Below are 18920 nucleotides of genomic sequence, written 5' to 3'. Positions count from 1 at the left end.
ACCTGCACGGGCGTGTGCGCAATCATCGACCGATCTAGCCCTTCCAGCCGAGGCGCTGCAGCGCCGTGCGGTGCAGTTCCGGCGTCGCGGCCGCCAGCACGTTGGTGGTCTGCAGGTCCAGCTCGCCGCCAGACAGATTGGTGAAGGTCCCGCCCGCCTCGCGCACAATCACGGCCAGCGCCGCGATATCGAGGATGTTCACATCCGACTCGATGATCAGGTCGATGCTGCCGCGCGCCAGCAGGTGGTAGTGGTAGAAGTCGCCATAGCCGCGCGTGCGATTGACCTCGGCCATGATCCCGCCCAGCGCCGCCCAGCCTTCGGGATTCTGCGCGAGGGTCTTCAGGTTCCCGGTGGACAGCGAGGCGCGGCCCAGCTCGGTGGTCGGGGCGACGGCAATCTTTTCGCCGTTGAGGTAGGCGCCCTGGCCCTTTTCCGCCCAGGCGCGCTCTCCGAACTGCATGCCATTGGACAGCCCCAGGATCAGATCGCCCTTGTGCATCAGCGCGATCTGGGTGGAGAAGAACGGGTAGCGACGCACGAAGCTCTTGGTGCCGTCGATCGGGTCGATCAGCCAGACATAGTCGGAGTCCATGTCCGACTGGCCGGTTTCCTCGCCGTAGAAGCCGTGATCCGGGAACCGCTCGCGGATCACCTGGCGGATCGCCTGTTCGCTTTCCACGTCGGCGCGCGTCACGGGCGTGTCGTCGGGCTTGGTCTCCACATCGACGCCGGCGGCGTAGTAGTGACGAATGACCTTGTCCGCGGCATCGGCGGCGGCCTGGGCGGCCTCCATAAACGCGCTTTGCTGCATGCTGCTACCCCTTCAAAAAAAGGAGCTATCTTAGCATGCCGCCCCCAGCGGCTCTGGCCAGGAAGCGGTCGGCGGTTGTCCCGGCCCCGGCATGCCCCGATAATGCCGCCATCTTTTCGAGGAGTCCGACATGCCCAAGAAGCTGCCCGACGTCAGCAATCTCGAACGCCTGGAACTGTTCGGCGAGGACTACAACCCGAGCGCGACCATCGAGAACGTGGACGGCCAGACCCTGTCGCTGCAGATCTACTACCAGCTGGCGCTGGACTACGGCGGCATCGGCCCGAAGGCCGCCAACTCCGGTTTGCTGATGTACGGCAGCCATGCCGACGATGCCCGCGCCAACCCGGGCAAACACCCGAACATCGACCGCCTGTTCGAGATCCTCGACAAGGGCTACTACCTGTCGGTGAAGGCTGTACCCAAGCGCAAGAGCCGCGCCAGCTAGTTCCTTGCGGAGACGTTCTCCCGTTCCGGCGCATACGTGCAAACCGGAACGCGTCCTCCGCACATCACGGCAGGCGGTTGGTGTGGATCACGCGCCAGCCGCGCGTCGGATGCCGATGCAGTCGGGTCCGGCTCGCATACTCGCATTCCAGCTGGAACAGCCGCTCGTCCGGCACCCCCATCACCCAGCCGACCAACGCACGGATGACCCCGGCGTGCACGATCACCAGCACTCGTTCCACCGGCTGGCCGCCGACCGTGGTCTCGAAGGCCGCCTCCACCCGCCGGCGAAAGGCGCCCAGCGGCTCCGCCCCGGCCGGCCGCGAATGGACCGGATCGGCATAGAACGCCCGGTATTCCTCCGGCCGTTCGCGCTGCAGCTCGACCCGTGTGCGTCCCTCCCAGTCGCCAAAGCCGACCTCGCGCAGGTCCGGCTCCAGATGCAGGGACAGGTCACGCTCGTCCGCCAGGCGCTCGGCAAACGCCCGGCAGCGGTGCATCGGCGAACTAACGACCGCCTGCCAGCCGTCATCGTCACGCACCGCGTGTTCCATCTGCGTCCACCCCTGCGCGCTGAGCGGGTCGTCGCAGCCATGCCCACGATAGCGCTGCCCGCCCTCCGGTTCGCCGTGTCGCAACAGATCCACAATCATGCCGTGTCCTCGCTCAGGCAGGCCTCCAGCCAGGCCCAGTCGAAATGCGGGCCCGGGTCGGTCTTGCGCCCGGGGGCGATGTCGCAGTGGCCCACCAGCGCATCCGGGGTAATGGCCGGAAAGCGTTCGCGCAGCCAGCCGATCAAACGGGCCAGCTCGGCGTACTGCACCGGCGTGAACGGATCGTCGTCGGTGCCCTCGAGTTCGATGCCAATGGAAAAATCGTTGCAGCGCTCGCGGCCACGCCACTGCGAGGCGCCGGCATGCCAGGCCCGCCGGGAGAACGGCACGAACTGGGTCGCCACCCCCGCCCGATCGATCAGCACATGGGCGGACACGCGCAGATCGGCGATCTGCGCAAAGTAGGGGTGGGCACCGGGGTCGAGCCGGTTCTGGAACAGTTCGGCCACGTGCGGCCCGCCGAACGTGCCCGGCGGCAGGCTGATGGCATGCACGACGATCAACTCGGGCTCCATCCCCGCAGGGCGTGCGTCCTGGTTCGGGCTCTCAAGCACTTGGGCCGACGGCCACCAGTCGCGATCGACGATCATAGTCTCGGTCACGGGGCCTCCTCGGGCGGGCGCTGCAGGCAGGCCGCGAGGGCCTCGAGCAGCAACGGCAGGCGTGGCGGGGCCTCGAGGCGGCCGTGGTAGGCACCGGCATTGAAAACGAACAGGGCCGGGAGGTGGAAGACCTCGAACTCGCGCACCAGCGCGGTATCCATCTCTGCATCGACGACGAACAGGGCGGGCGCTTCGGGCTCGGCCTGCCACTGCTCCAGCACCCGGCCCATCACCTTGCAGGCCCCGCAGCCCCGGCGGGTAAACAGGATCACCGCCGGACCCGGGACCTCCAGGAGGTGCTGATGAAAGTCGAACTGGGTCAGCCGGGGCAGGCCCGTCTGACGCAGGGTCGGGTCAGTTGGAGTTGTCTTCGGCCTGTCGCTCAATGGATTCACCGGCATCCTGCACGTCTTCGCCAAACCCCTCCATAGTGGCGCAACCAGCGATGCCAAGCGAGCCCAGAGCCACCAGCAGGATCAGCAGGGCGGCGGGAATGCATTGCGTGAAATGCATGCGAGCTCCTTGTCTCTTTCGTGATTCGGTCCGTGATACCGACCGACAAAGGGCACTCCAGGGACGGTCACACTTTATGAGGCGCACGCACTGGGGTAGTTTACGCGCCGCCCTCTTTTCGTGAAGGAAGTCGCAACCCTGTGTCCGACCTGAATCCGCAACAACAGGCGGCCGTGACCACCACGGACCGCCCCCTGCTGGTCCTGGCCGGAGCGGGCTCGGGCAAGACCCGCGTGATCACCGAAAAGATCGCGTACCTGATCGAGCAGCGCGGGCTCGAGGCGCGCCGGATTGTCGCAATCACCTTTACCAACAAGGCCGCGCGCGAGATGCGCGAGCGCGTCCAGGGACGCCTGTCGAAGGAACAGGCGCGCGGGCTCGGCGTCTCCACCTTCCACACGTTCGGGCTGAACTTCCTGCGCCGCGAACTGGACGCGGCCGGGCTGCGCGCAGGCTTCTCCATCCTCGATCCAGGCGACTGCCGCTCGCTGCTGCGCGAGATCACCTACCGCGACGATACCGGCTCCGAGGTCGACGCCCTGATCGGCCACATCAGCCGCTGGAAGAACGACTTGATGACGCCGGAAGAGGCGCTGCATGAAGCCAGCCAGATGAGCGACGCCCCGGAGGCGATCGCCGCGGCCAATCTCTACCCGCGCTACGAGGATGCCCTTCGCGCCTACAATGCGGTGGACTTCGACGACCTGATCAAGCGCCCGGTGGACTGCCTGCGTGCGGACACCGAGCTGCGCAACCGCTGGCAGGACCGCATCCGCCACCTGCTGGTGGACGAATACCAGGACACCAACTCCGCGCAGTACCAGCTGGTGCGCCTGCTGGTGGGCGTCAGTGACGGCCTGACGGTGGTCGGCGACGACGACCAGTCGATCTACGCCTGGCGCGGCGCCCGCCCGGAAAACCTCGCGCGTCTGCAGCAGGACTTCCCGCGCCTGGAGGTGATCAAACTGGAGCAGAACTACCGCTCCACCAACCGCATCCTGCATACCGCGAATGCGCTGATCGCCAACAACCCGCATGTGTTCGAGAAACGCCTGTGGAGTGCGCTCGGCGAGGGCGAGAAGATCGAGGTGATCGGCTGCTCCGACGCCGACACCGAGGCCGCGCGCGTAGTCTCCGAACTGATGCGCCGGCGCTTTCGCCTGAACGCGGGCTGGGGCGACTTCGCCATCCTCTACCGCAGCAACCACCAGTCACGGTTGTTCGAGAAGCTCCTGCGCGAGCAGGGCATCCCCTACCGCCTGAGTGGCGGGCAGTCGTTCTTCGAGAAGGCCGAGATCAAGGACCTGGTCGCCTATCTGCGCCTGCTCGCCAACCCGGACGACAACACCGCCTTCCTGCGCGTGGTCAATGTGCCGCGCCGCGAGATCGGCCCGGCGACGCTGGAGAAACTCGGCCACTACGCCAACCAGCGTGGCACCTCGCTGCTGCAGGCCGCGCGCGGGGCCGGCCTGTCCGAGTACATGGACGCCCGGGCGCAGGCACGCCTGGAACGCTTCACCGACTGGGTCGACGGCTTCCAGCGCCGCGGCGAGGACGAAGCGCCGGACGCCTTGCTGCGCACCCTGGTCGAGGACATCGACTACGAGTCCTGGCTGCTGGAGAACAGCTCCAACCCGCGGGCCGCGACCCGACGCATGGAGAACGTGCGCGAGTTCATCGACTGGGTCGGGCGCATGGGTGGCGGCAACACCACCGCGGAGTACGGCGACGACGAGGCAGACGACGAGCAGACCATGGACCTGGCCGATATCGTCAACCGCATCAGCCTGATGGACATTCTCGACCGCAACCGGGAGTCCCAGGACGGCGACGAGTCCGTGCAACTACTGACCCTGCACACGGCCAAGGGGCTGGAGTTCCCGCATGTCTGCCTGGTCGGCTTCGAGGAGGAGCTGCTGCCGCACCGGGTCAGCGTGGAGGACGATTCCATCGAGGAGGAGCGGCGGCTCGCCTATGTCGGGCTGACCCGTGCCCAGCAGACCCTGCTGATCACCTACGCCCAGAACCGGACCCGCTACGGCGAGACCCTCGAATGCGAGCCCTCGCGCTTTCTCGACGAATTGCCCGAAGAACACCTCGAATGGCCGGACGCCAGGCCGCCGGATCCCGAGACCCAGAAGCTCACTGCCCAGGCCCACCTGGCCGGCCTCAAGGCCATGCTCGGCAAATAGCCGCTGCGCGGCCGGGGAGCCTTCGCTCACTACTGGGGCGCCCGGCCCATTCCGGACGCCCCGGCCCGCTCCCCCCTTCGTCTTCTTGGCATCTCGCCGTGCGCGCCCAGCGCCTCAGGCGGCCCAAAAGTATGAAATTTGTCACACCCTGCTTTTGATTCTTATATCAAAGCCCCCACCTCAATTGAAGCCGCAAATGCGATCCATACGGATCTGATCAAGCAAGCCCCCTGTCCGGCCTCCGGCATCGACGGCATCAGTGGCGCAGCTTCAGGCCGACCTTGGTGATGCGGGCGCCGTCCATCTCGCGGATCACCAGGCGCATCGGGCCAAGGTCGACGGCGTCGCCGACGACCGGCTCGGCCTGGAGTTCACGACGCAGGTAGTCCTCCAGGGTGTCGCCCTGGTGTTCGGGCGGTACCGGGGCGCCGTAGGCCATGCCGACCGCCCCGAGTTGGGCGTCGCCATTGAGGGCAAACTCCCCGAACACACTTTGCTCGGTCAGGCGTTCCGGCACCTGGTCCTGCGGGACGAACAGGCGGTCGAGGTCATGCAGATCGGCCGGGGCGACCATGATGTAGAGGTGGTCGCCGGCATGCAGATCGAGCAGCTCGAGCGTGTCCAGCAGCTTGCCCTCGCGCAGGTGGGCCACGACCCGCGCACTGCCCGGCAGGCGGAAGTTCGACCACGCCTCGCGCACCACCGGCGTGGTCTCGGCCAGGCGATAGCCGACCAGCTCCATCTCCTGCTGTCCGGGGATGTCCAGCTCGGTGCGCTGCACCCGCGCGGTGGTCGGGGGCAGCTCCAGCCCCAGCCAGCGCGCCGAGGGCGCGACGGTCCAGCCCTGCACCAGCAGCGAGATCAGCACCACGAAGAACACGACGTGGAAGAAGTAGCCCGCCAGCTCCAGCCCGGCGAGCAGCGGGAACAGCGCCAGGATGATCGGTACCGCGCCGCGCAGACCGACCCAGGCGATGAAGACCTGTTCGCGCCACGGGAAGCGGAACGGGTACAGGCACAGCCATACGGCCAGGGGCCGGGCAACCAGGATCAGGACCGCGGCGACGAGCCCCGCATCCAGTGCCACCGGGGGCAGCCCCGAGGGCGTCACCAGCATGCCGAGCATCAGGAACATGCCGATCTGTGCCAGCGAGGCGATCCCGTCGTGGAAGCGCTTGATGTTCTGCGAGGCCTCCAGCGGGCGGTTGCCGATCAGCAGCCCTGCCAGGTACACGGCCAGAAAGCCCGAGCCGCCCACCAGGCCGGTCAGGCCGAAGATGGCCAGTGCCCCGGCCATCGCGAACAGCGGGTACAGCCCGCCCGCCATCGGCACCCGGTTGATCAGCGCCAGCAGGGCGAAACCGCCCGCCACACCAAACAAGGCCCCCAGCCCCATTTGCTGGACAAACTCGATGGCGACGACCACCCCGAATTGCTGGTCGGGCATCAGCAACAGCTCGATCAGCACGATGGTCAGGAAAATCGCCATCGGGTCGTTGGAGCCGGACTCGATCTCGAGGGTGGCGCCGACACGGCTTTTCAGTTCGAGCCCGCGCGAACGCAACAGCGAGAACACCGCAGCCGCGTCGGTGGATCCCACAATCGCTCCCAGCAGGAGCCCCTCCAGCCAGGACAGCCCCAGCCACCAGACGGCAAACACTCCGGTCAGGCCCGAGGTCACGAGCACCCCGAGCGTGGCCAGTCCCAGGGCCGGTTTCAACCCGATACGGAAATTGCGAGCAGGAGTGCGCATCCCGCCGTCGAACAGGATAATCGCCAGCGCGGCCGAGCCGATCAGATAGGCCAGGGTGATATTCTCCACCTCGAGACCGCCCGGGCCCTCCGGCCCGAGCAGCATGCCGATCACCAGGAACACCAGCAGCAGGGGCACACCCAGCCGCGAGGTGATCACGCTCGAAAGGATGCTGCCCAACAGCACAATGGCCGCCAGGAAGATGATCTGGTTGGAGAGGTCCATGCGTCGATCATACCGGAAGCCCCCGAAAACCCGCCCGGGGAGAGCGGCCCTTGCCCTGGCCGGCGCGCTGGCTGTCCCACTGGGTCTCGCAGCAGCGCCGGCCGCCGCCGAGCGCGGCGTCGACGCGCTGCACTTCGAGTTCGAGAACGACCTGTTCGCCGGTGAGGACCGCTACTACACCAATGGTTTCCGCATCGGCTGGACGCGCAGCGAGGAGCGCGTACCCCCCTGGCTGCAGCGGGTCGCGGACGCCCTGCCCTACTTCGTCGATCGCGAGGAGCGCGGGCGCCTGAAATCGGCCATCCACCTGGGCCAGAACATGTACACCCCGGAGGACATCGAGCGCTCGCCCGCGGACCCGGACGACCGTCCCTACGCCGGCTGGCTGTACCTGAACTTCAGCCTGGCCGAGGATCATGGCGACCGCCTGGACCGCCTGCAGGTCACCGTGGGCACCGTCGGGCCCGCCTCGCTGGCCGACCGCACACAGAAGGAAGTCCACAGCTGGTCCAGCGCGCCGCAACCACAAGGCTGGGACGATCAGATCGGCAACGAGGCAACCCTGATGGTGGGCTACGAGCGCCAGCTACGCGGGCGCTCGCATCGCGCCGAGGGCGGCTGGGGCTGGGACCTGACGCCACACTGGGGCGCGACCGTGGGCAGCCCGTTCACCTTCGCCAACGCCGGTGCAATCGTGCGCGCCGGCCGCAACCTGCCACGCGACTACGGCCCGCCTCGGATCAATCCGGCCCTATCGGGTTCGCATACCTTCGAGACGGTCGGCTCCATGGGCGGCTATCTGTTCGCGGGGGTAGATACCCGGCTGATGGCCTATGACCTGTTCCTGGACGGCCCGCTGTTTCGCGACGGGCCCTCGGTGGACAAGCACCCAGCAGTGGGGGAACTGACCGCCGGGTTCGTGTTCCATGTGGGCGGGGTGCGCCTGGGCTACACCCATGTGTGGCGTTCGCGGGAGTTCAGCGGCCAGGCCAAGGGCGCGGCGGAGTTCGGCTCGCTGCACGCCACCTGGCAGTTCTGACTCCGGCCGCGCGCCTCAAAACACCGCGGCCTCGACGTCGGGGTAGGTCGTGGCGACCGAGCGGTCGATCTTGTCCTCGAAGCCCGGGTAGTCCTCGAGGATGTCCGCCATGCGCTCGCGCACGAGCGGCACGGTCTCGAAGTCGGCCAGCCCCTGCTCCACGCCCTCCTCAATCGCATCCCAGAGGGTGACCAGATAGTTCTGCAGGCGCGGCAGGGTCTCCGCCCCCTCGAGCCGGCCGTGGCCGGGCACGACCACATCGGGTTCCAGCGCGATCAGCTCGTCCAGCAGCTCGATCCACTGCGCGACATCGCCATCCCAGACCGAGGGCGCGCGATCGCTGTACACCACATCCCCGGCCAGCAGGATCTTCGTCTGCGGCAACCAGACGATCAGGTCACCCGGGGAGTGGGCACCGCCGGAGGGAAAGATGACGACCTCGGTACCGCCCAGGACTCGCGTGACGCGCTCGTCCACGGGCTTGTTCGGCAGCAATGGTGTGGTATCGCCGGTCGCACCATCGGTCATCTCGCGAAAGTTCTCGACCCAGGTCTCGGCCTCCGCCTCCATACGCTCGATGGCCTCGGGGCCGGCCATGATCTCCGGCTCGTCTTCGGCGAACGCATGATTGCCCAGCCAGTGGTCGCCATGACTGTGGCTGTTCACGATCCAGCGCACGGGCTGATCGGTCACCTCGCGGATGGCCTCGCGCAGGGCCACGCCCATGGTCTCGGACGAGCCAGTATCGAACACGAGTACACCTTCGTCGGTCACCACGAACGCCATGTTCGCGTTCCAGCCGAGATTCTCGCGGCTGGGGAAATCGCGCGCCGATGTCATCACGGCGTAGACCCCGGGGGCCACGGCCTCGGGCTGCATTTCGTAGTCCTCGGGCGCCGCCGGCTCGCCAGCAGGCGACGACGTGGTCAAGACCAATGCCATCGCCAGGCTCGCCAGCACCACACCCAATGGTTTCCATCCCTGCATGGCAATCACCCCCGACTATTCCCGATCGTGAAGAATAGACCCGCCAGCCGCCGCAAAGTGCGCTGCGCCGCCTACGCGGCCGAAACTGATAGCATCGGGGCCTCCCCCCAGGGAAACACTGATCAATGTACACGCTCGCGTTGGTACCCCAGGTTTTCCGAGACAAGGAGCGTCGTGCAGCGGGTAGTGGTTCTACCCGCCCGTTTCTGATTGATTCGGGGCGCAACGCAGGATCGGGGAACCTGGGGTGCCAACCCCACAAACCATTGAACAGCAGGGGCTCGGCCGCTTTTGCGTGCGTACGGCGTTGCGGCTCGCTTATGTAGCTCGGCTACACTGCGCTCACCGCGCCTTGTTCGCACGCAAAAGCGACTCGAGCGCGAGCGTGTACATTGATCAGTGTTTCCCTAGGATGGAGACTGCAGGTGCGCAAGATTTCCCGGACCTTCCTGACCGGCCTGGCGGCCATCCTGCCCCTGGTCATCACCCTGGCCCTGCTCTGGTGGCTGGGCACCACGGCGGAGACGGTGCTGGGCGGGCTGCTGCGCGCGATCCTGCCCGATGCCCTGTATTTCCCGGGCCTGGGCATCCTGGCCGGGCTGGGGCTCGTGTTCGCGCTGGGCGTTCTGCTGCAGGCCTATGTGGTGCGCGGCCTGTTCGATTGGGTGGAATCGCTGATGCAGCGCATCCCAGTGGTCAAGACCATCCACGGGACCGTGCGCGACGTAACGAATCTCCTTTCCGGCGACATCCATCAGCGCTTCGGGCAGGCCGTGCTGGTGACCTTTCCGGGCAGCGACTTCAAGCTGGTCGGCTTTGTCACCCGCGAGGATTTCGAGGGGCTTCCGGAAAACCTGGGTGGCCCGGAGACGATCGCGGTCTACATGCCGATGAGCTACCAGATCGGCGGCTACACCCTGATGCTGCCGCGCGACCGCATCGAGCCACTGGGTCTCTCGCTGGAGGACGCGATGCGCTATGCCCTGACCGCCGGTGTCTCCGCGCGCCAGGACAAGGGAACCGGGTAGAATTCGCTGCATGACGGACCACCACGACCACCAGCCACGGATTCTGATCGGCGTCAGCGGCGGCATCGCCGCCTACAAGGCCTGCGAGCTGGTGCGCGAGCTGAAGCGCGCCGGCTGCGAGGTGCGCGTGGTGATGACGGCCGGCGCCCGCGCCTTCGTGACCCCGCTGACCTTCCAGGCCCTGTCCGGCGCGCCGGTGCGCACCGAGCTGCTAGATGCCGAGGCGGAATCCGGCATGGATCACATTGCCCTGGCACGCTGGGCGGACCGCATCGTGGTCGCCCCGGCCAGCGCCAGCCTGATCGCCCGCTACGCCCAGGGCCTGGCGGACGATCTGCTGAGTACGCTGCTGCTGGCCACCACCGCACCGGTCGCCCTGGCACCGGCGATGAACCATCGCATGTGGGCCCACCCGGCCACGCAGGCCAATATCGCGACCCTGAGCGAGCGCGGCGTGACCCTGATCGGGCCGGACAGCGGCGACCAGGCCTGTGGCGAGCAGGGCGAGGGTCGCATGCGCGAGCCCGCCGCGATCGCGCGGGAGCTGCTGCAGCCGGCACACGCCCCTCTGGCCGGGCGTCACGTACTGATTACCGCCGGCCCCACCTTCGAGCCGATCGACCCCGTGCGCTTTATCGGCAACCGCAGCTCCGGGCGCATGGGCTTTGCCCTGGCCGCGGCGGCACGCGACGCGGGCGCACACGTGACCCTGGTGCATGGGCCGACGGCCGAGGCCGTACCCGCGGGCGTCGCGGGCATTGCCACGGAGACGGCGGCCGCCATGCATGCCGCAGTGATGGAGCGGCTGCCCGAGACCGACATCCTGATCGCGGCCGCGGCCGTAGCCGACTACCGCCCGGCCGAGCCGCGGGCGCAGAAGATCAAGAAGTCCGACCCGGTGATGCACCTGGCGCTGGAGCGCACCCGGGACATCCTGGCCGAGGCGGCAACTCAGGCGGCCTCCCTCCCCCGGCGCCCGTTCCTGGTCGGCTTCGCGGCCGAAACCGAGCACCTGCGCGAACACGCCGAGGCCAAGCGCCGCGCCAAGGGGCTCGACCTGATCGCCGCCAACCGGGTCGGCGAGGGCCGCGCCTTCGGCACCCCCGACAACGAACTGCTGTGCCTCTGGGAGGGCGGCGAGTGCCGGCTTCCCAGCCAGCCGAAGACCCAACTGGCACGGGCGCTGATCGATCTGATCGTCGAGCGCTGGGCCGAATGCGAAACGGATCAAGGAACCCCGAATGCCCGCCCCCGAGATTGACCTGAAGATCCTGGACCCGCGCATGGGCGCGGACTTCCCGCTGCCCGCCCCGGCCACCGACGGCTCGGCCGGCGTGGACCTGCGCGCGATGATCGAGGCACCGCTGACGCTGGAGCCGGGCGCCGCCGAACTGATCCCGACCGGGCTCTCGATCCATATCGAGGACCCGGGCTACGCCGGGATGATCCTCCCCCGCTCCGGGCTGGGCCACAAGCACGGCCTGGTGCTGGGCAACCTGGTCGGGCTGATCGACGCCGACTACCAGGGGCCGCTGATGGTCTCCTGCTGGAACCGGGGCAGCAAGGCGTACACCCTGGAAGTGGGCGAACGCCTGGCACAACTGGTGATCGTACCAGTGGTACAGCCACGTTTCCGCGTGGTCGAGGACTTTGAGGAAAGCGCCCGTGGCGTCGGCGGCTTCGGCTCCTCCGGCCGCGGATGACCGTGCCCCGATGATCTCTCAGCCCGAGGGATAGGACACGCCCAGACCACCCAGACCGCAGTAGCCGTTGGGCACCTTGGCCAGGTACTGCTGGTGATAGTCCTCGGCGAAGTACCAGGCGTCCAGCGGCTGAATCTCCGTGGTAATGAGGCCACGCCCCGCGGCGTCCAGCGCCGCCTGGTAGCGCTCGCGGCTGACCTCGGCCGCCGCCTGCTGTTCGGCCGAGTCCACATAGATCGCGGAGCGGTACTGCGTGCCGACATCATTGCCCTGGCGCATGCCCTGGGTCGGGTCGTGCCCCTCCCAGAACACCCGCAAAAGCGTATCGATGGACACCCGGGCCGGGTCGAACACGACGCGCACCAGTTCCGTGTGCCCGGTCTGCCCGGAGCAGACCTCCCGGTAGGTCGGGTTGCGGGTGTAGCCACCGCCATAGCCCACACTGGTCGAATACACACCGTCGGTCTGCCAGAACAACCGCTCCGCCCCCCAGAAACAGCCCATGCCGACATGCAGCACCTGCATGCCATCCGGATAGGGCGGCGCCAGCGGTGTCCCCAGCACCATGTGCCGTGGCGGGACCGGCAGTGGTTCGTCGCGCCCGGGCAGGGCCTCCTCTGGCGCAGGCATGCGCGGCTCGGAAAACGCAAACATCACAAGGGCTCCTTCCGGAAACGTGGATTCGTCAGTCGGGGGCGGCCGGGGTCAGCCGGATCAGCTCGCCCGGGTTGTGGTCGGTCAGCACGTAAATCGCGCCATCGTGCACGCGCACATCGCGGATGCGGCGGCCAAGATCGGGGAGCAGGTCTTCCTCGTTGACCAGCTCGCGGCCCTCGAAGGTCAGCCGGCGCAGGGTCTGGCCCCGCAGGCCACCCACCAGCAGATCGCCATCCCAGGCGGCAAAGGCGGAATCACGCAGGATCGCCATGCCGGACGGGGCAATGGCCGGCGTCCAGTAGTGGATGGCGGACTCCATCCCCTCCTTCTCGGACTCGCCGGTACCGATCGGGCCACCGGAGTAGGCGCCGCCATGCGAGATCACCGGCCAGCCGTAGTTCAGGCCGGGCTCGATGATGTTCACCTCGTCGCCACCGCGCGGCCCGTGCTCGTTCTGCCAGAAGGTGCCGGTCTCGGGATCGATCACCATCCCCTGCGGGTTGCGCACGCCGATCACCCAAAGCTCGGGATGGGCGCCATCCTCGTCCACAAACGGGTTGTCGTCGGGTACCGAGCCGTCATCGTGCAGGCGCACGATGCTGCCGGCATGGTCGTCCTTCTTCTGGGCGCGATCCTGGTCACCACGATCGCCGATGCTGACGTACACATAGCCCTCGTCGTCGAACACGATGCGCGAGCCGAAGTGACGCCCGCCGCGGGCCGCCGGCTCGGCGGAGAACAGCACTTCGACCTCCTCCAGCGCCCCGTCCGTGAACTGCCCGCGGGCCAGGCGCGTCGTCTGACCGCCCTCCACCTGCGCGGAATAAGTGAAGTACAGCCAGCCGTTGTCCTCGTAATCCGGGTGCAGGGCCAGATCGAGCAGCCCGCCCTGGTTATTCGCAACCAGGTCGTCCGGCAGGCCGGACACCATCTCGCCGCGCCCCTCGAGGTTCTCCGCGTCGGGGAAATAGCGCAGCTGCCCGGGCCGCTCGCTGATCAGCGCCCCGCCATCCGGCAGAAAGGCAATCGCCCAGGGGTGATTGAGCCCCGAGTGCAGGACTTCGCCCCGCAGCTCGCCGTCGGCGGTGGAGAATTCCTCGGCCGCGATCCCGGCCGAACCCCCGCAGGCCACCAGAAGCCCGCCCAGCAACGGGGCCGCCAGCAACCGCCCCGGGTATCGCTTGTCCATGTCCCTGCCCTCGTTAGGTCCGTACCCGTTGGTGGCCCGTACCCGCCGCCGGGTTCCCCGGGGCACCAACGCGAGCGTGTGCATTCATCCGTGTTTCCCCGGCTGACAGGACGGACACCAGTAGGTGGAGCGCAGGTGCTCGCCCGCCAGCGCCCGCTCCACCGGTGTCCCGCAGGTGCGGCAGGCCTGCCCGCTGCGTCCGTACACGTTCAGGTACTCGTCCGTCTCGGCCCGCGCGCGCGTGATACGCGGGCCCGGCTTGAGGTTGCGTCGCAGCAGGCGCGCCGCTTCGCAATAGAGCGCCAGGAGCTCGTCATCCGTAATCGCGCCGACCGGGTCGAGTGGATGTCGTCCGTGCAGGAACAGCACCTCCGACTTGTAGATGTTCCCGATGCCGGACGCCAGCGACTGATCCAGCAGCACATCCAGAATGGGTCGCGCGGGGGCGCTGCGGGCACGGATACGCCGGACGACTGCGGTCAGGTCCACCTCCGGGTCCAGCAGATCCGGCCCCACGCGCGCATCCAGTCGCTCCGGGTCGCCGCGCCCCTCCGGCCGGGGTTGCCAGGCGAGTTCGCGCGGATGGAAACAGACCAGCACCCGGTCCGCGAGCCGCAGCACGGCCCAGGCCTGATACTCCGGCTTGTGCCAGACGGCCCCCGGCGCATACTGGTGCCAGGTCCCGTACATGCCCAGGTGCGTGCGCAGCTGCCAGGCGCGGCCCGCGGCGTCGTCCAGCTCGATCAGCAGATGCTTGCCGCGCGCGCTCACGCCACGCGCAGCCATGGCCCCATGCTCCACCAGTGCCGCACCACGCCGGGACCGGGTCGACACGGCCTCCAGCGCGGCGCCGGTCAGCAGCGGACCCAATGCCCGGGCCAGCTTGTGGATGGTATCGCCCTCGGGCATCGCGGATGGACGATCAGCGCTTGCGGCTGGGATAGAGCGGGGGCTCGCCCTCGGGACGGGTGCGAAACAGGCGCATGGACCACAGGTACTGGGCCGGGGCCTGTGTGACCCCGCGTTCGATGGCCTGGTTCATCTGCCGGGCATCCGTATGGTCATCGCCGCTAGGGAAGCCCTCGAGCGGGGGCCACAGGCGCATCACGTACTGGTCCGCCACCGAGTCGTACCAGGCGAAGCTGGGCAGCACGGCCGCCTTCGACATGCGCGCCAGGCGTCCCAGCGCAGTGAGCGTCGCCTTGGGTACCCCAAAAAAGTCGACGAACACCGCTCCCTCGGCCCCCAGATCCTCGTCCGGCAGGTAGTAGAAGAAACGGCCGCGGCGAAGCTGGCGAATGGCCGGACGCAGGCCCTGCTCACGGGCGAAGATGTCGCCCGAGTAGCGTGTGCGGCTGCGGTGGTTAATCCACTCCAGCACCGGGTTCTTCATCGGCTTGGCGAACGACACACCGTCGTACATCTGGCTCATGCGCACGCCGCCGTAGTCCAGCGCCAGCGAATGCGGGGCGAGGACGATCACCGGCGTACCGGCCGCCTGCAGGCGCTCGTAGTGTTCCAGCCCCTCGATGCGGATGCGCGCGGCGTGCTGGCCGGGCTTGCCGAACCAGAGCAGGCCGTAGTCCAGCACCGTCTGCGCCTGGTAGCGGTAGTAGGCCTCCATGCGCTTCTCGCGCTCGGCCGGGGTCATTTCGGGGAAACACAGCTCGAGGTTGCACTCCACCACCGCGCGGCTGCGCCCGGCGCCCTTGCGGATCAGTCGCCCGAGCCCCCGGGCCAGTGCATGCACGGCCGGGCGCGGTATCTCCTGCAGCACCCAGGCGACGCCCAGCAGCAGCCAGCTGCCCCAGTAGCGCGGGGCGAAATGACGGCCGGTCAGCGGTGCCTGATAGGCGCCTGCCTCCTGGCCCGAGCGGGTCTCCCCGGCCTGTTCGCTCATGCGCCCCCGCCCGCATCGAGCTGCTTGCGCGCGCGCTTCGCATAGACCTCCATCTCCTTCGCCGCCTGCAGGTCGCCCTTCTCGGTGGCGATGGCAATGCCGCGTTCGCAGGTGGACAGCGCGGCCTGCGGCCGCTCCAGGTCAACGAGGGTCTTGGCCAGCAGCTTCCAGGCGGCGGAATACCCGCCATCCAGTTCCAGCGCGCGTTCCAGGTGCGGAATCGCGGCCTCCTTCTGGCCGTCGGTCGCCAGGGCGTTGCCCAGCGAAAAGCGCAGCATCGCGGAGTCCTGTCCGCCATCCAGCATGTTCTGGAAGCGTTCGATCATGTCACTCATGGAGCTCCTCCTTCTGGATATCGTCAGGCTAACGCCGCCAGAAGGCGGGCGACAGAAGCACCAGCACGGTAAAGATTTCCAGCCGGCCCATCAGCATCGCCAGCACCAGCACCCACTTGCTGAAGTCGTTAATCGAGGCGTAGTTGGCCCCGACCTCGCCCAACCCGGGGCCAAGGTTGTTCAGGGTCGCGGCCACCGCGGAGAACGAGGTGACCTGGTCCAGCCCGGAGGCCATGATCAGCAGCATCATCACCACGAAGACCATCACGTAGGCGGCGAGGAAGCCCCAGACCGCCTGGACCACGCGGTCGGGCGCTTCCTTGCCGTTCACCTTCACCGCGATCCGGGCATGCGGATGGATCAGGCGCTTGATCTCGCGCAGCCCCTGCTTCACCAGCAGCAGTACGCGCACCACCTTCATCCCGCCGCCGGTGGAGCCGGTGCAGGCCCCGATGAACGACAGGAAGATCAGCAGCACCGGGAGAAAGCCCGGCCACAGGTAGAACGCATCGGTGGTGAAGCCCGTGGTGGTCGCCACCGACACCACGTGGAAGATCCCCCGTCGCAGGGCATCGTTCGTATCGGCGGCAAAGCCGCTCCACAGCATGTAGCCGACCACGATCACGGCGGCGGAGACCAGCAGGATCAGGTAGGTACGCAGTTCCTCGTCACGCCGGTACGGCTTCCAGGTCGCGCGGTGCAGCACCAGGAAGTGCAGCGCAAAGTTCATCCCGCCAAGAATCATGAACGCGATCGCCACCGTCTCGATCGCCACCGAATCGAAGTGCCCGATACTGGCGTCGTAGGTGGAGAACCCCCCGATCGCGATGGTCGAGAACGCATGCCCGACCGCGTCGAAGGCCTCCATCCCGGCGGCCCAGTAGGCCAGCGCGCAGGCCACGGTCAGGCCCAGGTAGATGTACCAGAGGTTGCGCGCGGTCTCGGCAATGCGCGGGGTCAGCTTGTTGTCACGGATCGGGCCGGGGGTTTCGGCCTTGAACAGCTGCATGCCGCCCACGCCCAGCAGCGGCAGGATCGCCACTGCCAGCACGATGATCCCCATGCCACCCAGCCACTGTAGCTGCTGGCGATACCACAGGATCGCGCGCGGCAGGTCGTCCAGCCCGGTGAGCACCGTCGCCCCGGTGGTGGTAAGCCCGGACATGGACTCGAACACCGCATCGGTAAACGAAACCGGCAGGTTCGGGTCCAGTACCAGAGGCGCCGCCCCGGCAATCCCCAGCCCAAGCCAGAACAGCACGACCAGGATGAAGCCGTCGCGCACCTGCAGGTCGCTGCGCGCCCGGTACATCGAGCCCCACAGGATCCCGCCGATCAGCAGCAGCAGCGCGAACGCCTGCAGGAACACCCAGGCGGTGGACTCGCCGTAGAGAAACCCGATCGCCGCCGGCGGCAGCATGGTCAGGCTGAACAGCGTCAGCAGGACCCCAAGCAGGCGGGCGGTGGATGCGAAATGCAGCATCGGCCAGTACGACCTAGAAGAACAGCGCGGAGGGCTGGAACAGGCGCTGCACCTGCTTGACCTTGCGCCGGTCGGTCAGGAACAGGATCACGTGGTCACCGGCCTCGATCACCGTGTCGTGGTGCGGGATGATCACGTCCTCGCCGCGCACCACCGCGCCCACACTCGTACCCTCGGGGAAGTCGATCTCCTCGATCCGCCGCCCCACCACCTGGGGGGTGCGGGCATCGCCGTTCACCACCGTCTCGATTGCCTCGGCGGCGCCGCGACGCAGGGTATGCACGGTGGCCGTTCCGCCCTCGCGCACGCGCGCCAGCAGCGCGCTGATGGTCGCCTGCTGCGGCGAGATCGCGACGTCAATCGTGCCGCTTTGCAGCAGGTCCACATAGCTCGGACGGTTGATCAGCGACATCACCTTGCGCACGCCCCAGCGCTTGGCCAGCATGCCGGCAAAGATGTTGGCCTGGTCGTCGTTGGTCACCGCACAGAAGACGTCGTTGTTCTCGATGCCGATCGATTCGAGGAAGCGGTCGTCCGCACTGTCGCCATGCAGGACCAGCACATTGCTGGGCAGCGAGCGCGCCAGGTGGTCGGCGCGATCCGGGTCGCGCTCGATCACCTTGACCCGGTAGCGCTTGCTGAGCGTCTCCGCCAGGCGCTCGCCGATATTGCCGCCGCCGGCGATCATGATGCGTTTGTAGGGCTTTTCCAGCTTGCGCAGCTCCGAGGTGACTGCACGGATGTTCTTCTTCGCGGCGACGAAGAAGACCTCGTCGTCAGCCTCGATCACGGTGCTGCCATCCGGCTGGATGGAGCGGTTCTGGCGAAAGATCGCCGCGACCCGCGTGTGGATGCCGGGCATGTCGCTTTGCAGGTTCTTCAGCTCGTGCCCGACCAGCGGCCCACCGTAGTAGGCGCGCACGCCGACCAGCGAGACCAGCCCCTCGGCAAACTCCAGCACCTGCAGCGAGCCCGGATGCTCGATCAGGCGGTGGATGTGACGGGTGACGATCGCCTCCGGCGAGATCAGCATGTCCACCGGCATCGCATCCTGGGCGAACAGCTCCGGGGTCTCGTGGTAATCCCGTGAGCGCACACGGGCGATCTTGGTTTCGACGTTGAACAGGGTCGAGGCAACCTGACAGGCGATCATGTTCACCTCGTCGGAGTCGGTCACCGCGATGACCATCGAGGCATCCTGTGCCCCGGCGGCCTCCAGCACGCTCGGGTGCGAGGCGAAGCCGTTCACCGTCTTGATGTCGAACTGGTCCTCCAGCTCGGCCAGGCGCTCGCCGCGGGAGTCGACGATGGTGATGTCGATGCCGTCGGCGCTCAGGGCCTCGGCCAATGACTGGCCCACCTGCCCGGCGCCGAGGATGATGATGTGCTTCATGCGTCTCCCGTCCCGGAGATGTCAGGGCGTCGTGCCAGGGAAACGA

The 18920-nt window shown here is 67.6% G+C and carries 20 protein-coding genes; 6 read left to right on the top strand and 14 right to left on the bottom strand.

Annotated features, from left to right (window positions below; all coding sequences use genetic code 11):
* Positions 1–34 precede the first annotated feature (34 nt).
* On the bottom strand, positions 35–814 hold the full coding sequence (locus tag F468_RS0110180; RefSeq protein WP_018174874.1) for an inositol monophosphatase family protein: 780 nt from the start codon (positions 812–814) through the stop codon (positions 35–37).
* Between the two features lie 130 nt (positions 815–944).
* Here F468_RS0110180 and F468_RS0110175 point away from each other — a divergent pair, with 130 nt between their 5' ends.
* On the top strand, positions 945–1262 hold the full coding sequence (locus tag F468_RS0110175; RefSeq protein ID WP_018174875.1) for a DUF2322 family protein: 318 nt from the start codon (positions 945–947) through the stop codon (positions 1260–1262).
* 64 nt (positions 1263–1326) lie between these two features.
* Here F468_RS0110175 and F468_RS0110170 read toward each other — a convergent pair whose 3' ends face one another.
* The 4 genes from F468_RS0110170 to F468_RS0110155 are packed head-to-tail and all read right to left on the bottom strand — an operon-like array spanning position 1327 to position 2990.
* Complete coding sequence (locus F468_RS0110170; RefSeq protein WP_018138952.1) at positions 1327–1914, bottom strand: histidine phosphatase family protein; 588 nt, start codon at positions 1912–1914, stop codon at positions 1327–1329.
* Positions 1911–2477 (bottom strand): 1,6-anhydro-N-acetylmuramyl-L-alanine amidase AmpD, encoded by a 567-nt coding sequence (gene ampD / locus F468_RS0110165; RefSeq protein ID WP_018174876.1) that lies wholly within the window; start codon positions 2475–2477, stop codon positions 1911–1913. Before ampD ends, F468_RS0110170 begins: the two co-directional genes overlap by 4 nt.
* Positions 2474–2800, bottom strand: a complete 327-nt coding sequence (locus F468_RS0110160) for a co-chaperone YbbN (protein WP_081601210.1) — start codon at positions 2798–2800, stop codon at positions 2474–2476. The genes ampD and F468_RS0110160 overlap by 4 nt, the downstream gene beginning before the upstream one ends.
* 31 nt (positions 2801–2831) lie before the next feature.
* Positions 2832–2990, bottom strand: a complete 159-nt coding sequence (locus tag F468_RS0110155; protein ID WP_018138949.1) for an entericidin A/B family lipoprotein — start codon at positions 2988–2990, stop codon at positions 2832–2834.
* 140 nt (positions 2991–3130) lie between these two features.
* Between F468_RS0110155 and F468_RS0110150 the strand changes: the two genes are divergently transcribed.
* Complete coding sequence (locus F468_RS0110150) at positions 3131–5182, top strand: UvrD-helicase domain-containing protein (protein WP_018138948.1); 2052 nt, start codon at positions 3131–3133, stop codon at positions 5180–5182.
* Between the two features lie 256 nt (positions 5183–5438).
* Here F468_RS0110150 and F468_RS0110145 read toward each other — a convergent pair whose 3' ends face one another.
* Entirely contained in the window at positions 5439–7160 is a 1722-nt protein-coding gene (locus F468_RS0110145; RefSeq protein ID WP_018138947.1) for a potassium/proton antiporter, read from the bottom strand.
* Here F468_RS0110145 and F468_RS0110140 point away from each other — a divergent pair.
* The gene (locus F468_RS0110140; RefSeq protein WP_018174878.1) at positions 7159–8199 is read left to right on the top strand and encodes a lipid A deacylase LpxR family protein; all 1041 of its coding nucleotides are present in this window, start codon (positions 7159–7161) and stop codon (positions 8197–8199) included. The genes F468_RS0110145 and F468_RS0110140 overlap by 2 nt on opposite strands.
* Positions 8200–8214: 15 nt before the next feature.
* On the opposite strand, the gene F468_RS0110135 is transcribed toward F468_RS0110140, so the two are convergent.
* Entirely contained in the window at positions 8215–9162 is a 948-nt protein-coding gene (locus tag F468_RS0110135) for an MBL fold metallo-hydrolase (protein ID WP_018138945.1), read from the bottom strand.
* Positions 9163–9611: 449 nt separating this feature from the next.
* Here F468_RS0110135 and F468_RS0110130 point away from each other — a divergent pair, with 449 nt between their 5' ends.
* From F468_RS0110130 to dut, 3 genes are read left to right on the top strand one after another with little or no spacing between them, the layout of a single operon-like run.
* On the top strand, positions 9612–10214 hold the full coding sequence (locus F468_RS0110130; RefSeq protein WP_018174880.1) for a DUF502 domain-containing protein: 603 nt from the start codon (positions 9612–9614) through the stop codon (positions 10212–10214).
* A 10-nt stretch (positions 10215–10224) separates the two neighbouring features.
* A complete protein-coding gene (gene coaBC, locus F468_RS0110125) occupies positions 10225–11475 on the top strand; it encodes a bifunctional phosphopantothenoylcysteine decarboxylase/phosphopantothenate--cysteine ligase CoaBC (RefSeq protein ID WP_018174881.1) in 1251 nt (416 codons plus the stop codon).
* Complete coding sequence (gene dut / locus F468_RS0110120) at positions 11456–11917, top strand: dUTP diphosphatase (RefSeq protein WP_018995079.1); 462 nt, start codon at positions 11456–11458, stop codon at positions 11915–11917. The genes coaBC and dut overlap by 20 nt, the downstream gene beginning before the upstream one ends.
* An 18-nt stretch (positions 11918–11935) precedes the next feature.
* Here dut and msrA read toward each other — a convergent pair whose 3' ends face one another.
* The 7 genes from msrA to trkA all read right to left on the bottom strand — a co-directional run bounded on the left by msrA (position 11936) and on the right by trkA (position 18874).
* Positions 11936–12571, bottom strand: a complete 636-nt coding sequence (msrA, locus tag F468_RS0110115; protein ID WP_018995078.1) for a peptide-methionine (S)-S-oxide reductase MsrA — start codon at positions 12569–12571, stop codon at positions 11936–11938.
* Between the two features lie 31 nt (positions 12572–12602).
* Complete coding sequence (locus F468_RS0110110) at positions 12603–13763, bottom strand: PQQ-dependent sugar dehydrogenase (RefSeq protein WP_018995077.1); 1161 nt, start codon at positions 13761–13763, stop codon at positions 12603–12605.
* 84 nt (positions 13764–13847) lie between these two features.
* A complete protein-coding gene (locus F468_RS0110105; RefSeq protein WP_018174885.1) occupies positions 13848–14672 on the bottom strand; it encodes an Fpg/Nei family DNA glycosylase in 825 nt (274 codons plus the stop codon).
* A 13-nt stretch (positions 14673–14685) separates the two neighbouring features.
* A complete protein-coding gene (locus F468_RS0110100) occupies positions 14686–15663 on the bottom strand; it encodes a lipid A biosynthesis acyltransferase (RefSeq protein ID WP_018138938.1) in 978 nt (325 codons plus the stop codon).
* Positions 15660–15998, bottom strand: a complete 339-nt coding sequence (locus F468_RS0110095) for a tetratricopeptide repeat protein (protein ID WP_018138937.1) — start codon at positions 15996–15998, stop codon at positions 15660–15662. The genes F468_RS0110100 and F468_RS0110095 overlap by 4 nt, the downstream gene beginning before the upstream one ends.
* 28 nt (positions 15999–16026) lie before the next feature.
* On the bottom strand, positions 16027–17481 hold the full coding sequence (locus tag F468_RS0110090) for a TrkH family potassium uptake protein (protein ID WP_018138936.1): 1455 nt from the start codon (positions 17479–17481) through the stop codon (positions 16027–16029).
* 13 nt (positions 17482–17494) lie between these two features.
* Positions 17495–18874, bottom strand: a complete 1380-nt coding sequence (trkA, locus tag F468_RS0110085; protein ID WP_018995076.1) for a Trk system potassium transporter TrkA — start codon at positions 18872–18874, stop codon at positions 17495–17497.
* Between the last annotated feature and the right edge of the window lie 46 nt (positions 18875–18920).

The organism is Thioalkalivibrio sp. ALJ2, from assembly GCF_000378325.1.
Taxonomy (GTDB): domain Bacteria; phylum Pseudomonadota; class Gammaproteobacteria; order Ectothiorhodospirales; family Ectothiorhodospiraceae; genus Thioalkalivibrio.
This window is presented reverse-complemented; position numbering and strand designations above follow the sequence as displayed.

Excerpts from the sequence above, each read along its gene's own strand:
- F468_RS0110140 (WP_018174878.1), top strand. The coding sequence starts at position 7,159 with ATGCGTCGATCATACCGGAAGCCCCCGAAAACCCGCCCGGGGAGAGCG.
- msrA (WP_018995078.1), bottom strand. The coding sequence starts at position 12,571 with ATGTTTGCGTTTTCCGAGCCGCGCATGCCTGCGCCAGAGGAGGCCCTG.
- F468_RS0110095 (WP_018138937.1), bottom strand. The coding sequence starts at position 15,998 with ATGAGTGACATGATCGAACGCTTCCAGAACATGCTGGATGGCGGACAG.
- coaBC (WP_018174881.1), top strand. The coding sequence starts at position 10,225 with ATGACGGACCACCACGACCACCAGCCACGGATTCTGATCGGCGTCAGC.
- F468_RS0110155 (WP_018138949.1), bottom strand. The coding sequence starts at position 2,990 with ATGCATTTCACGCAATGCATTCCCGCCGCCCTGCTGATCCTGCTGGTG.
- F468_RS0110180 (WP_018174874.1), bottom strand. The coding sequence starts at position 814 with ATGCAGCAAAGCGCGTTTATGGAGGCCGCCCAGGCCGCCGCCGATGCC.
- F468_RS0110110 (WP_018995077.1), bottom strand. The coding sequence starts at position 13,763 with ATGGACAAGCGATACCCGGGGCGGTTGCTGGCGGCCCCGTTGCTGGGC.
- F468_RS0110105 (WP_018174885.1), bottom strand. The coding sequence starts at position 14,672 with ATGCCCGAGGGCGATACCATCCACAAGCTGGCCCGGGCATTGGGTCCG.
- dut (WP_018995079.1), top strand. The coding sequence starts at position 11,456 with ATGCCCGCCCCCGAGATTGACCTGAAGATCCTGGACCCGCGCATGGGC.
- F468_RS0110090 (WP_018138936.1), bottom strand. The coding sequence starts at position 17,481 with ATGCTGCATTTCGCATCCACCGCCCGCCTGCTTGGGGTCCTGCTGACG.
- F468_RS0110100 (WP_018138938.1), bottom strand. The coding sequence starts at position 15,663 with ATGAGCGAACAGGCCGGGGAGACCCGCTCGGGCCAGGAGGCAGGCGCC.
- F468_RS0110175 (WP_018174875.1), top strand. The coding sequence starts at position 945 with ATGCCCAAGAAGCTGCCCGACGTCAGCAATCTCGAACGCCTGGAACTG.
- F468_RS0110170 (WP_018138952.1), bottom strand. The coding sequence starts at position 1,914 with ATGATTGTGGATCTGTTGCGACACGGCGAACCGGAGGGCGGGCAGCGC.
- F468_RS0110145 (WP_018138947.1), bottom strand. The coding sequence starts at position 7,160 with ATGGACCTCTCCAACCAGATCATCTTCCTGGCGGCCATTGTGCTGTTG.
- trkA (WP_018995076.1), bottom strand. The coding sequence starts at position 18,874 with ATGAAGCACATCATCATCCTCGGCGCCGGGCAGGTGGGCCAGTCATTG.